Source organism: Ensifer sp. VA4 (assembly GCF_055710065.1).
The window spans coordinates 207,885-220,376 of record NZ_JBVQPO010000010.1 but is presented as its reverse complement, the minus strand read 5'-3'; the positions used below and the strand labels follow the sequence as shown (position 1 = coordinate 220,376).

Below are 12,492 nucleotides of genomic sequence, written 5' to 3'. Positions count from 1 at the left end.
CGAAGGCTCTCTGTGGGGGGCTTCCAAGGCTTGACGCCTCCCGGGGCGCTGATAGTTTGACCAAAGGGTAAAAAATGCGGGCGGCGAGCGCCTGACGAAAAACGGACCGAGGAGAACTGGAATGTCGAACCGTCTCAACACCCCGAACGATCTGCGCGCCTTCTGGATGCCGTTCACCGCGAACCGGCAGTTCAAGAAGGAACCGCGCCTGTTCGTCGGCGCCAAGGATATGTACTACACGACCCATGACGGTCGTACGGTTCTGGACGGGACGGCGGGTCTGTGGTGCGTAAACGCCGGCCATTGTCGCCCGAAGATTACCGAGGCGATTCGCGAACAGGCGGGCGAGCTCGATTATGCGCCGGCCTTCCAACTCGGCCACCCCAAGGCCTTCGAGCTTGCGAACCGCCTGGTCGACATCGCGCCTGAAGGCATGAACCACGTCCTCTACACCAATTCCGGCTCGGAATCGGTCGATACGGCGCTGAAGGTGGCGCTCGCCTATCACCGCGCCAAGGGCGACGGCTCGCGCTTCCGGCTGATCGGCCGCGAGCGCGGCTATCACGGCGTCAACTTCGGTGGCGTCTCGGTCGGCGGCATCGTCTCCAACCGCAAGATGTTCGGTACGCTGCTCACTGGCGTCGACCACATGCCGCACACCCATCTGCCCGCCCAGAATTCCTTTACCCGCGGCGAGCCGGAACATGGCGGCGACATCGCCACCGAGCTCGAGCGCATCGTGACCCTGCATGACGCCTCCACCATCGCCGCCGTGATCGTCGAGCCGGTGGCCGGCTCCACCGGCGTGCTGATCCCACCGAAGGGCTACCTGCAGAAGCTCCGCGACATCTGCACCAAGCACGGCATCCTGTTGATCTTCGATGAAGTCATCACCGGTTTCGGCCGCCTCGGCACGCCTTTTGCCGCACAGTATTTCGACGTGAAGCCCGACATCATCACCACCGCCAAGGGCCTGACCAACGGCGTCATCCCGATGGGCGCGGTCTTCGTCACCTCCGAGATCCATGATGCCTTCATGAACGGTCCGGAGCACATGATCGAGTTCTTCCACGGTTACACCTATTCCGGTAACCCGATCGCCTCGGCCGCCGCCCTCGGCACGCTCGATACCTACAAGGAAGAAGGCTTGCTGACGCGCGCTGCCGAGCTCGCCCCCTACTGGGAAGACGGGCTGCACTCGCTGAGAGATTGCCCAAATGTCATCGACATCCGCAATCTCGGCCTGATCGGTGCGATCGAGCTCCAGCCGATCGCGGGCGAGCCGACCAAGCGCGCCTTCTCCGCCTTCCTGAAGGCCTATGAGAGCGGCCTGCTGATCCGCACCACCGGCGATATCATCGCGCTGTCGCCGCCGCTGATCATCAGCAAGACCCAGATCGACGAGCTGTTCGGCAAGCTGCGCGCCGTTCTCAACAACAACATCTGATCCGGCCTCGCGCCGACCATCAATGACCCTTTCCCCGGCGACGGGGAGAGGGTTACTCTTATCTGCCACGCGGAGCCGAAGCACGGTCGCTACGGAAGCCAGACCGGTGGCTCGATTCACACAAGAACTGGAGTTGCCCCATGTCCGAAGCGCTGGAACGCTATATCGATCAGGGCGTCGGACGCGAACCGGCCGATATCGTTTTGAAGGGCGGGCGCTTCTTCGATCTCGTGACCGGCGAGCTGGTCGCCTCCGACATTGCGATCTCCGGCGACCGCATCGTCGGCACCTTCGGGAGCTACGAGGGGCGCGAGGAGATCGACATCACCGGCCGCATCGTCGTACCCGGCTTCATCGACACGCATCTGCACATCGAATCCTCGCTCGTCACGCCGCACGAGTTCGACCGCTGCGTCCTGCCGCTCGGCATCACCACCGTCGTCTGCGATCCGCACGAAATTGCCAACGTGCTCGGCACCGAGGGCATTCAGTTCTTCCTGGATTCGGCCCAGGAAACGATCATGGATATCCGTGTCCAGCTCTCCTCCTGCGTGCCGGCAACGCACCTGGAAACGTCGGGCGCCGACCTGCCGATCGAAAGGCTCTTGCCCTTCCGCCATCATCCCAAGGTCATCGGCCTCGCCGAGTTCATGAACTTCCCCGGCGTCGTCCACAAGGATCCCGTCTGTCTCGCCAAGCTTGACGCCTTCCAGAACGGCCATATCGATGGCCACGCGCCGTTGCTCTCCGACAAGGATCTGAACGGCTATCTCGCCGCCGGCATCCGCACCGACCACGAATGCACCAGTGCCGAAGAAGCCATGGAGAAGATCCGCAAGGGCATGCACATCCTCGTGCGCGAGGGTTCGGTCTCGAAGGACCTCAATGCGCTGATGCCGATCATCACCGAACGCCTGTCACCGCATCTGGCACTCTGCACCGACGATCGCAATCCGCTCGATATCGCCGAGCAGGGCCATCTCGACCACATGATCCGCACGGCCATCGCCGCCGGCGTCGAGCCGCTGGCGATCTATCGCGCCGCCTCGATCTCGGCCGCCCGCGCCTTCGGGCTCTCCGACCGCGGCCTTGTCGCCCCCGGCTGGCGCGCGGATCTCGTGGTCGTCGACAGCCTGGAAAACTGCAAAGCCGAGATGGTGTTCTCAGGCGGAAGGCGCGTCACGGACGCGCTCTTTGCCACTCGCAATCCGGTTGCGCCCGTTGGGCTCGACAGCGTCAAGGCCGGCCAGGTTCATGCCAGCGCCTTCGGCATCCCCGTGACCGATGGCGACAGTTCGGTCATCGGCGTGCTCCCCGGCAAGATCATCACCGAACACCGCCGCTACCGCCTGCCGGCCGTCGGCAACCAGACCGGCATCGACCTCGGTCGCGACATCATCAAGGTGGCCGTCATCGAACGCCACGGCGTCAACGGCAATCACGCCAACGGCTTCGTCCAGGGTTTCGGGCTGAAGAAGGGCGCAATCGCCTCGACCGTCGGCCATGACAGCCACAATATCTGCGTCGTCGGCGTCAACGACGAGGACATGGCGATCGCCGCCAACCGGCTCGGCGAAATCAAGGGCGGTTTCGTCGTCGTCGAAGACGGCAAGGTGACCGGCGAGATCGCGCTGCCGGTCGCGGGCCTGATGAGCCTGGAGCCCTACGAGTCCGTGCGCGATACCCTGCACCACCTGAGACACGCCGCCTTCGCGCTCGGAGCCACGCTGGAAGAGCCCTTCCTGCAGCTCGCCTTCCTGCCGCTGCCGGTCATCCCGCACCTGAAGATCTCCGACCGCGGGCTGGTCGACGTCGACAAGTTCATGCTGATCGGCTGAGGCCCGCCTCTGGCCGCTGGAGCGCTCAATTGTCCGCCGCGGCGGGCGCCAGCTCCTTGCGGAAATAGACGACCCGCTCCGTCTCTTCGAAGCCGAGAGCCATGTGCAGGCTCTGGCTCCTGAGATTGTCGGTCGCCGTGTCGGAGGCAAGCTCCTGGCATCCCTGGCTCGTCGCCCAGCGTTCCACCGCGGTGATCAGCGCACGCGCCACGCCACGGCGGCGATACCGAGGCAACACGTAAATCCCTTCGAGAAAGGCCACGGGCGAGGTTTGGCAGCCGTTGACATAGTCCCTGCGGATCGACGCCTCGGCAAAGCCCGCGGCGACCCCCGCCTCGTCCTCGCATAGGAACGACGCATAGCGATCGCGTTCGGCAAGGGAGGATTCGACCTCGGCGCGATGCTCCGCTTCCGGCGTATCTGGCCAGAGTGCCAGACGCATCTCGATCCAGCGGCCGATGGTTTCACCATCCATCAACAAGACGCGCATCAGAATTTCCCTGAGAAGGCCGACAATCCGGAGAGCTGAATGCTACCGGCTTCGAGGCGCGCCGGATATCCGGGCAAATCCAGGGGGTGCACCGGAGCGGGCGGCAGGAACACCTGCGGCTCGCGAGTGAGGTTGAAGACGAAGAGCAGGCGCTCGCCGTCCTTTTCGCGAACGAAGGCCAAGAGGTCGCTGTTCGTGTCGAGGAAACGCATCGCGCCATCACGCAATACCGGTTGTGCATTGCGGAAAGCGAGCGTCGCCCGGTAGTGGTCGAGGGTCGTATCCACGCCCGCGGCCATCGCGTCCACGGCCAAGCGGCGGTGTTCAGCCGGCACCGGCAGCCAGGGCTTGCCAGCGGAGAAGCCGGCATTGGCCGCAGCCTCTTCCCAGACCATCGGCGTGCGGCACCCGTCGCGGCCCTTGTAGGACGGCCAGAAGCGGATGCCATAGGGATCGCGCAGGTCCTCGAAGGCAAGCGCCGCCTCCGGAAGCCCCAGTTCTTCGCCCTGATAGAGACAGATCGACCCGCGCAGGCTGGAAAGCAGCGTGATCGCCAGCCGCGCCACCCTCTCCCGCTCGGCCTCGTTCCGGGCGAAGCGGCTGACATGGCGCGTCACGTCATGGTTGGAAAAGGCCCAGCAGACCCAGCCGTCGGTGACCACCTTCTGGAAATTCTCGACGCAGCGGCGGATATGCCGCGCTGTAAAGTCCGGACCGAGCAGATCGAAGGTGTAGCACATGTTGAGCTTGTCGCCGCCGCCGGTATAGGCGGCTACGGTCTTCAGCGAGCGGGCGCCATCACCGACTTCGCCGACGGTCATGCGCCCCTCGTAACGGTCGAGCAGCGCCCGGAAGCGCTGGAGGAAGGCGATGTTTTCGGGCTGGCTCTTGTCGTGGAGATGGTCCTGCATGCCGTAGGGATTTACGTCAGGCGCATCGTTGCTGGTTGCGTCCGGATCGGGAACGAGCGGCGGGTTGTCCCTGAGATGCCGGTCGTGAAAATAGAAGTTCACGGTATCGAGGCGGAAGCCATCGACGCCGCGATCGAGCCAGAAGCGGGCGGCATCGAGCACGGCATCCTGGACTGCGGGATTGTGGAAGTTGAGGTCTGGCTGCGAGCCGAGGAAGTTGTGCATGTAGTATTGCTTGCGCACCCCGTCCCATTCCCAGGCAGGCCCGCCGAAGATCGACAGCCAGTTGTTGGGCGCCGTGCCGTCCGGCTTCGGATCCGCCCAGACATACCAATCGGCCCTCGGATTCGTCCGGTCCGACCGGCTTTCGATGAACCAGGGATGGCGATCGGACGTATGCGAAATCACCTGATCGATGATGACCTTGAGGCCGAGACGATGGGCCTCGCCAAGCATCTCGTCGAAATCGGCGAGCGTCCCGAACATCGGGTCGACGCCGCAATAGTCCGATACGTCGTAGCCCATGTCGGCCTGCGGTGAGGTGAAGAAAGGCGACAGCCAGATCGCGTCGACGCCGAGCGAGGCGATATGCGCCAGCCGACGGGTGACGCCCTTCAGATCGCCGATGCCGTCGTCGTCGGTATCCTGGAAGGAGCGCGGATAGACCTGGTAGATCACCGCGCCGCGCCACCAATCGTCGCCCGATACCTGCCGAGACGTCATGAATGCCCCCTTGAAGACGGTTCGCCCGCAAAGGTGTAGCGTTGCTCGGCGGATCAGTAAACGCCGACTTGTTTCGTCACGTACGCCACCGGAAACAATCGCTTGCCGAGAGCGGCGGAGCCCCTTATCCCGTCTCAGGCAAAATCTTGCGAGGAGGAAAGTCGTTGGCCGGGAAGATGCTTGCGATCGGGGAGTGCATGGTCGAGCTCATGCAGGCGGAAGGCGGGCTGCTGCGCAAAGGCTATGCCGGCGACACCTTCAACGCCGCCTACTATGCGCGGCTGTTCATGCCTGCCGACTGGACCGTCGCCTATTGCTCCGCCGTCGGCACCGATACGGTCTCGGACGAGATGCTGGCCTTCATGGCGGAAAAAGGGATCGACACTTCTGCCGTGCGCCGGATCGAGAACCGTTCGGCCGGGCTCTATATGATCCACCTGAAGGACGGCGAGCGCAGCTTCTCCTACTGGCGCTCACACTCGGCCGCCAAGCTGCTGGCCGACGATGCCGATCATCTACGGCGCGCGATAGAGGCCTCCGACCTCATCCTCTATTCCGGCATCACCCTGGCGATCCTTGCTCCCGATGCGGTGGAGACGCTGCTTTCGGAGCTGCGTCGCGCGAAAGCCGCCGGCAAGCTGGTGGTCTTCGACCCCAATATTCGCCCGCGGCTTTGGGACGACGCGGAACGCATGCGCCGGACGCTGACCGATGGCGCCCGCGCGGCAAGCCTCGTCATGCCGAGTTTCGACGACGAGGTCACCCATTTCGGCGACGCATCGACCGAAGCGACGATCGCGCGCTACAAGGGTCTCGGCGCCGCCAATGTCGTCGTGAAAGATGGCGAGAAGGGCGTGACGCTCGCCTTCGGGGATGCCCCCCTCCAACACGTGCCCGCAACGCCGGTCGAACTTGTCGTCGACACGACCAGCGCCGGCGACAGTTTCAACGGTGCCTTCGTCGGCCGACTGGTCGCCGGTGATCAGCCGGCCGAGGCCGCCGCCTTTGCCGCCGCGGTGGCGGCCGGTGTTATCGGCCATCATGGGGCGCTCGTCCCCAAGGAAAAGCTGCCTGCGGCTTAATCGGCTGGCTCGCCTTGCTCAGCGCCGCTTCTTTGCCTTCGATTCGTACGGGTTGTCGCCCGAACGGAAATGCATGCGGATCGGCACGCCCGGCAGGTCGAAATCGTTGCGCAGACCGTTGATCAGGTAGCGCACATAGGACTCCGGCAGCGCGTCGGGGCGCGTGCAGGAGATCATGAAGCCCGGCGGGCGGGCCTTCACCTGCGTCATGTATTTGAGCTTCAGGCGGCGGCCGGACACGGCCGGTGGCGGATGCTGGATCTGTTGGGATTCCAGCCACCGGTTGAGCCGCGCGGTGGAGATGCGGCGATTCCAGGTCTTGTCCGTCTCGATGATCGCCTGCATCAGCCGGTCGAGGCCATAGCCGGTGTGGCCGGAAATCGGCACGGCGCGGATGCCGCGCGCCTGCGGCAGCAGCCGCTCGGTCTTTTCACGAAGGTCGGCAAGCACCGCCTGCCAGTCCTCGACCAGGTCCCACTTGTTGAAGGCGAGCACTGCCGCCCTGCCCTCGCGCAGCACGAGATCGACGATCTGCAGATCCTGCTTCTCGAAGGGGATGGTCGCGTCGAAGACGATGACGACCGTTTCGGCAAAGCGGATCGCGCGTAGCGCATCGGCAACCGAAAGCTTTTCCAGCTTCTCCTGCACCTTCGCCTTGCGACGCATGCCGGCCGTGTCGAACATCTTGATGGTGCGGCCGCGCCATTCCCATTCGACCGAAATGGAATCGCGGGTAATACCGGCTTCCGGTCCGGTCAAAAGCCGGTCCTCGCCGAGGAAGCGGTTGATCAGCGTCGACTTGCCGGCATTCGGACGGCCGACGATCGCCACGCGCAAGGGCTTGGTCTCGTCATAGGCCGGCTCGGCCTCCTCGTCCTCGGCCCCCTCCCCGGCACCGGCCGGACGGATATCGACGTCGGTCTCCGCCACGTCTTCCCTGGGCGGGAAGGCTCTCTCTTCCCCGAGCGCGGCGACAATGGCGTCGCGCAGGTCGAGCATGCCTTCGCCATGCTCGGCCGAAATCGGGCAAGGATCGCCGAGGCCTAGCGTGAAAGCGTCGTAATATCCGCCGTCGGAGCCGCGCGCCTCGGACTTGTTGGCGACGACAATGACGGGCTTGCCACGACGGCGCAGCATCTCGGCCAATGTCTCGTCGGCCGGCGTCAAGCCGGCCTTGGCGTCGATCAGGAACAGCGTGAGATCGGCCTCGTCGATCGCGGCTTCCGTCTGCGCCCACATGCGCCCCTGCAGGCTGTCGGGCGGCGACTGTTCGAGCCCGGCGGTGTCGATGATGCGGAACTTGAGGTCGATCAGCTTGGCGTCGCCCGGCCGACGGTCGCGGGTAACGCCTGGCGTATCGTCGACAAGCGCCAGCTTCTTGCCGACCAGACGGTTGAACAAGGTGGACTTGCCGACATTGGGACGCCCGATGATGGCGACGGTGAAGCTCATGGATCTATCCGTTTCCGCTTGGAGCGCGGCAGCCGATTTGGGCGGGCCGCGTTCGTAATTTCGTTCTCCACCGCATTGAGGTGGCGCCGAAGCGTTCCACAGGGGAACGGCTCTGCTGATGACTTCATGCAGTGCCGGACGCAAAACCGCTGCGCACTTTTGCTGGAACTGCTTGTCTGTCTTTCGCAGTTCCGGCCGCAAAACCGCTACGCACTTTTGCTGGAACTGCTTTAAATGCTTTAGCGCACAACCCCAAGATCGAGATCGATTTTGGGATCATGCGCTGATTCGAAAGGGTCGTGCACCCTGTACCCATCCACATGGCGGATGGGCGAAACGTCAGGCCTTGCCACTGGCAGTGATCACGTCGAGCAGCATCTGCGCGCGGCCGGCGACGTTGCGCGGGCTCTGCTGATCGTCGACGATCTGCTGAAACCAGGTCTTTGCCTTGGCGTAATCGCCGGCCTTGTAGGCCGCAAGCCCGAGCGCTTCGCGCGCCGAATGGCGCATGTTGTTCTGCGGCGTCGCGAGCTGCTCGACTTCGGCCGAAACCTGGTCGTAGCTGCCGACGTCAACCAGCAGATAGGCGGCACGCAGCCGCGCCGCGTCCTGGATGGCCGCCGGTACGCTGCCGTCCCTGCCAATCGCCGAGAATGCCTTTACCGCCGCATCGGTGTCGCCCTTCTGGGCCTGAAGCGTCGCCGCGCGCAGGCGCGCCAGCACCGGATAGGCGCCGTAGCCGTCCTTCTCCAGCGCGTTCAAGGCAGCAAGCGCCTCGTCCGTCTTGTTTTCCTTGGCGAGATTGAGCGCCTGCAGGAAGGCGTCGCCCGACTTCGACGAGGCCCCCTCCTGCCAGTAGTCGAATCCGACCTTGCCGATGGTTCCGAGGACGATGAGCACGGCGATCCCGACGATGACACCGCCGAAGCGCGCCCAGATGTTCTTCATCTGGTCGGAACGCAGTTCCTCATTGACCTCGCGGATAAAGCTGTCGTCTTGGTTCGCCATCTACTGCCCCGGCCTTGCCTGCCCACTGATGCGCCATCCCGACCGTCATCGACGGGAACAGCGCACGATCTCAAACTGTTCGAGCACGCGCGATGCGTTCTTGCCCACGCACCGCGCTCTCATGGATTTTGCGCCTTCTACCCGATTTTGCGGCGCTTGTAAGGGGGCCGACGTGATTTAGCCCATCACCACCGGCGCGACGCCGATCAACCACTCGTGAAGCTTCCAGGTAAACAGCACATAGCCGACCAGACCGATGACGATTGCCAACACGTCGTTCGTCGATGACTTGAACACCGGCAGCACGCGCTCCCCTGCCCGCTCGCGGCGCTTCAGCGAGATGCGCAGGATCACGCCCCAGGCGAGAAACGAACCGAACAGCAGGACGGAAGATGTCTCGCCGTTGGCGAGCAGATGCGCGAAGGCCCAGAGCTTGATCGACAGGATCTGCGGATGCTTCACCGCCACCGCAATGCGGCCCGCCGGCAGGAAGCCTGCAGCCAGGGAGACAAATGCGAAAAGCATCAGCAGAAGCGCAATGTGGCGCAGGAACACCGGCGGATCGTAGAGCATGCCCGTTTCACTGCGGGCCTGGCCGAAGCCGTAGATGATCAGACAGAGGCCGATGAGGCTGAGGATCGCATAAATCCCCATCCAGGTTCCCTTGCCGCGGCTCTCGATGACGCTGGCCCGGAAACCGGGCGCAACCACGCGGATGAGATGCATGCCGAGAAAGATGATGATGCCGAGAACGAGTATCGCCATGGGGCCACCGCTTTGTTCGAGATATCGGACCAAGACAGCGTCCGCGTGCCGGGCAGGCGCGCTTGAGTCGCTGTAGCTCTTTGATTTTTTATGCCATTCGCCCTTGGACCGATTCTGGCCCGGGTGGCTATGGAGTAGCCTTGATGGCGTCCTTTTTCCAGCCCGATCAAAGGATTGCCGCAATTTCGAACCATCTGCGACGAAAATTTCCTCGCTGCAGTTGATCATGATTCGTATATCTCTCGCCTTTTCCATTGCCATGGTACCTGCGCTTGCGCGCTCCGAACCGGCGACGCCGGCCACCGTCCCCACCGCCGACCTGCAGCTCGTCATCGTCTCTTTCGACGGCGCCCATGACAATGCGCTTTGGGAAAAGAGCCTGGCGATGGCGAAGCACACCGGCGCGCATTTCACCTATTTTCTCTCCTGCACCTTCCTGATGACCAGGGCCGACGGCAAGGAGATCTATAGGCCGCCGGGCCAGAAGCCCGGCCGCTCGAATGTCGGCTTCGCCCAGAGCCGCGAGGAGATTGCGGTTCGCGCCGGTCATATCTGGCAGGCCCATCTCGATGGCCACGATATCGCCAGCCACGCCTGCGGCCATTTCGACGGCAAGGGCTGGAGCAAGGCTGACTGGCAGAGCGAATTCGCGACCTTCAACACTGCGCTCCGCGACGCCTGGAAGAAGGCGGACAGGCCAGAGGCGGAGCCCGAGGGCTGGGCCGAGTTCGCCAAGGCCGACGTCAAGGGTTTCCGTGCTCCCTATCTTTCGCTGAGCGACGGTCTGCTGCCGGCCCTGATGGAATCGGGCTTTACCTATGACGCCAGCCTGGTGACCAAGGGACCGGGCTGGCCGACGGCCAAGGACGGGTTGCCGCGCTTCGGCCTGCCGCTGATCCCCGAGGGACCGTCGCAGCGCCCGGTCATCGGCATGGACTACAATCTCTTCGTTCGCCACTCCATGGGTGTCGAGAACAAGAAGGACAGCGCGCGCTTCGAGGAGCGCACCTACGAGGCCTACAGGAAGGCCTTCGACCGCGAATATGGCGGCGACCGAATTCCCCTGCAGCTCGGCTTTCACTTCGTCGAGATGAATGGCGGCGCCTATTGGCGCGCCCTCGATCGTTTGCTGACGGATGTCTGCGGAAAGCCCGACGTTGCCTGTGTCAGTTATGCCCAGGCCTTGCCGATGATCGAGCAGGCAAAAAAGAAGGCGGATCGCTCCGCCTTCTAACTTGGGACATATCGCTCGCTCGGTTCCATAGCCTCAGCCGATATGCAGCGCGGGACTGAGCGCGCCGCGCGACTCGCTGTCACGCGACGCGCTCCGAGCACGAGTCAGAGCGCCAACTCTTCCCTTCCGCCGGCCTCGATGAACTGCTGATCGATCTGCGGCAGCGGCTCCTCTTCGATTGCCGCTTCGAAGGCGCGCAGGCGCTTATAGATGGAAATCAGCTCGATGACGGTCGGCCAAGAATTGACGAGGTACTGGAACGAGCTCGTCACCTGCGAGAACGCACCCTGGATCTGCTGAAAAAGCCCATAGGTGATTGTCGCTCCCACAATTGCCGGAACCATCAGGAAAAGCGGAAAGATGTTATCCGTCTGCAGATAGAAATATCGCGCAACGTTGAAATACATATAATGAAAATAGAGGCGGAAATAGTTCTTCCGCACATTACTGAATAGTTCCGTGACGGTCGGGGGGAGCGCACGGTCCGGGTGATCTTCGCCGTAGACGAGTTCCTTGCGGTAAGCAGCCTCGACGCGCTGGTTGCGGAATTCGAGCCCCGGCAGCTTTACGCCGACCACGGCAAGCAGCACCGTGCCGAAAAGCGACCAGAAAATCGCCGCCAACACGAGGGGATAGGGCACGGCGCCGACGATCGGCAGTTCCTTGACGTTGGCCGAAAGTGCGTGCAGCACCGGCAAAAAGGCGATCAAAGTCATGAGCGAATCGATCAGCCGGACGCCCAACCCTTCGACGGTGGTTGCGAAGCGCATCGTATCTTCCTGGATACGCTGGGAGGCACCCTCGATATGGCGGACCTTTGACCACTTCGCATAGTAGTAGTCGTTCATCGCGTTTCGCCAGCGGAACAGGTAGTGGCTGGTGAAAAAGCTGATCAGCACCGCCGAAACGATATAAACGCTGGCCAGTTCGAAGAATATGAGCGCGTAACCGTATATTTCCGAGGCCTGTACCGTGTTCGGTGCTTTCAGCGCCTCGACGATCCTATCGAACGTAGGGCGGCGCCAGTTGTTGAGCGCAACACTGATGTCGACGGAGAAATAGACAGTAAAAACGATAAATGCCGATCCCCAGACGGACCATTTCCGCCACGGATTATCAGCGGCGTAAAACTGCCAGAACAGGCAGAACAGCGCCATGCTCGAAGTGAAATATATGTAGAACCAAACTGACGCCGTCGTGAAGAAATGCCCAAGACCGATGGGCGCCTCGCCTGCCAAGGGCGGCAGACCGAACACCGCTCCCATTTGCTCGCCGGCGGTGTACCAGAAGGCGACCAGAAATAGCGACCACAGAACAACGGAAGGGAAGAACAGCTTCGGCTTCGGAAAGAAGGATTCGAGCAAGGTACGGCACTTTCGTTTTTTTTTCACGATGGCTTGCAGCCACCATCGTGATCGACTGTTGTAGGTTGACGCGAGATACGCCCACCGATGCGCCGAAACTACGGCAAAGCGGCTTCGTCAACAATCCGGTAATACAAACCTTACTGTTATTTCATCATCGCGAACGCGAGCATCAGGC

Annotated in this window: 10 protein-coding genes; 4 read left to right on the top strand and 6 right to left on the bottom strand. The window is 62.8% G+C overall.

The genetic code is table 11. The features are described 5' to 3' along the window. Positions 1–121: 121 nt before the first annotated feature. A complete protein-coding gene (gene aptA, locus AC0C6X_RS19135) occupies positions 122–1,447 on the top strand; it encodes an omega-aminotransferase AptA (protein ID WP_173517451.1) in 1,326 nt (441 codons plus the stop codon). A 140-nt stretch (positions 1,448–1,587) separates the two neighbouring features. Then, a complete protein-coding gene (gene ade / locus AC0C6X_RS19130; protein WP_472954636.1) occupies positions 1,588–3,285 on the top strand; it encodes an adenine deaminase in 1,698 nt (565 codons plus the stop codon). Between the two features lie 25 nt (positions 3,286–3,310). Here the strand turns inward: ade and aac(6') are convergent, their stop codons facing one another. Beyond that, entirely contained in the window at positions 3,311–3,775 is a 465-nt protein-coding gene (aac(6'), locus tag AC0C6X_RS19125; protein ID WP_173517453.1) for an aminoglycoside 6'-N-acetyltransferase, read from the bottom strand. Beyond that, positions 3,775–5,409: a beta-galactosidase BglA gene (gene bglA / locus AC0C6X_RS19120; protein ID WP_472954634.1), complete on the bottom strand. Its 1,635-nt coding sequence runs from the start codon at positions 5,407–5,409 to the stop codon at positions 3,775–3,777. Before bglA ends, aac(6') begins: the two co-directional genes overlap by 1 nt. A gap of 164 nt (positions 5,410–5,573) precedes the next feature. Between bglA and AC0C6X_RS19115 the strand changes: the two genes are divergently transcribed. Next, positions 5,574–6,491, top strand: a complete 918-nt coding sequence (locus tag AC0C6X_RS19115) for a sugar kinase (protein ID WP_472954632.1) — start codon at positions 5,574–5,576, stop codon at positions 6,489–6,491. 18 nt (positions 6,492–6,509) lie between these two features. On the opposite strand, the gene der is transcribed toward AC0C6X_RS19115, so the two are convergent. The 3 genes from der to AC0C6X_RS19100 all read right to left on the bottom strand — a co-directional run bounded on the left by der (position 6,510) and on the right by AC0C6X_RS19100 (position 9,716). Further along, complete coding sequence (der, locus tag AC0C6X_RS19110; RefSeq protein ID WP_472954629.1) at positions 6,510–7,943, bottom strand: ribosome biogenesis GTPase Der; 1,434 nt, start codon at positions 7,941–7,943, stop codon at positions 6,510–6,512. A gap of 339 nt (positions 7,944–8,282) precedes the next feature. After that, on the bottom strand, positions 8,283–8,951 hold the full coding sequence (locus AC0C6X_RS19105) for a tetratricopeptide repeat protein (RefSeq protein WP_173517457.1): 669 nt from the start codon (positions 8,949–8,951) through the stop codon (positions 8,283–8,285). 177 nt (positions 8,952–9,128) lie between these two features. Continuing rightward, on the bottom strand, positions 9,129–9,716 hold the full coding sequence (locus AC0C6X_RS19100) for an NnrU family protein (protein WP_472954626.1): 588 nt from the start codon (positions 9,714–9,716) through the stop codon (positions 9,129–9,131). 226 nt (positions 9,717–9,942) lie between these two features. Between AC0C6X_RS19100 and AC0C6X_RS19095 the strand changes: the two genes are divergently transcribed. Continuing rightward, positions 9,943–10,950, top strand: a complete 1,008-nt coding sequence (locus tag AC0C6X_RS19095) for a polysaccharide deacetylase family protein (RefSeq protein ID WP_472954624.1) — start codon at positions 9,943–9,945, stop codon at positions 10,948–10,950. Positions 10,951–11,054: 104 nt separating this feature from the next. Here AC0C6X_RS19095 and sbmA read toward each other — a convergent pair whose 3' ends face one another. Then, the gene (gene sbmA / locus AC0C6X_RS19090) at positions 11,055–12,314 is read right to left on the bottom strand and encodes a peptide antibiotic transporter SbmA (RefSeq protein ID WP_173518183.1); all 1,260 of its coding nucleotides are present in this window, start codon (positions 12,312–12,314) and stop codon (positions 11,055–11,057) included. Positions 12,315–12,492: the final 178 nt, after the last annotated feature.

Coding starts and splice junctions, on each gene's coding strand:
- AC0C6X_RS19100 (WP_472954626.1), bottom strand. CDS start 9,716: ATGGCGATACTCGTTCTCGGCATCATCATCTTTCTCGGCATGCATCTC.
- bglA (WP_472954634.1), bottom strand. CDS start 5,409: ATGACGTCTCGGCAGGTATCGGGCGACGATTGGTGGCGCGGCGCGGTG.
- AC0C6X_RS19095 (WP_472954624.1), top strand. CDS start 9,943: ATGATTCGTATATCTCTCGCCTTTTCCATTGCCATGGTACCTGCGCTT.
- aptA (WP_173517451.1), top strand. CDS start 122: ATGTCGAACCGTCTCAACACCCCGAACGATCTGCGCGCCTTCTGGATG.
- AC0C6X_RS19105 (WP_173517457.1), bottom strand. CDS start 8,951: ATGGCGAACCAAGACGACAGCTTTATCCGCGAGGTCAATGAGGAACTG.
- ade (WP_472954636.1), top strand. CDS start 1,588: ATGTCCGAAGCGCTGGAACGCTATATCGATCAGGGCGTCGGACGCGAA.
- der (WP_472954629.1), bottom strand. CDS start 7,943: ATGAGCTTCACCGTCGCCATCATCGGGCGTCCCAATGTCGGCAAGTCC.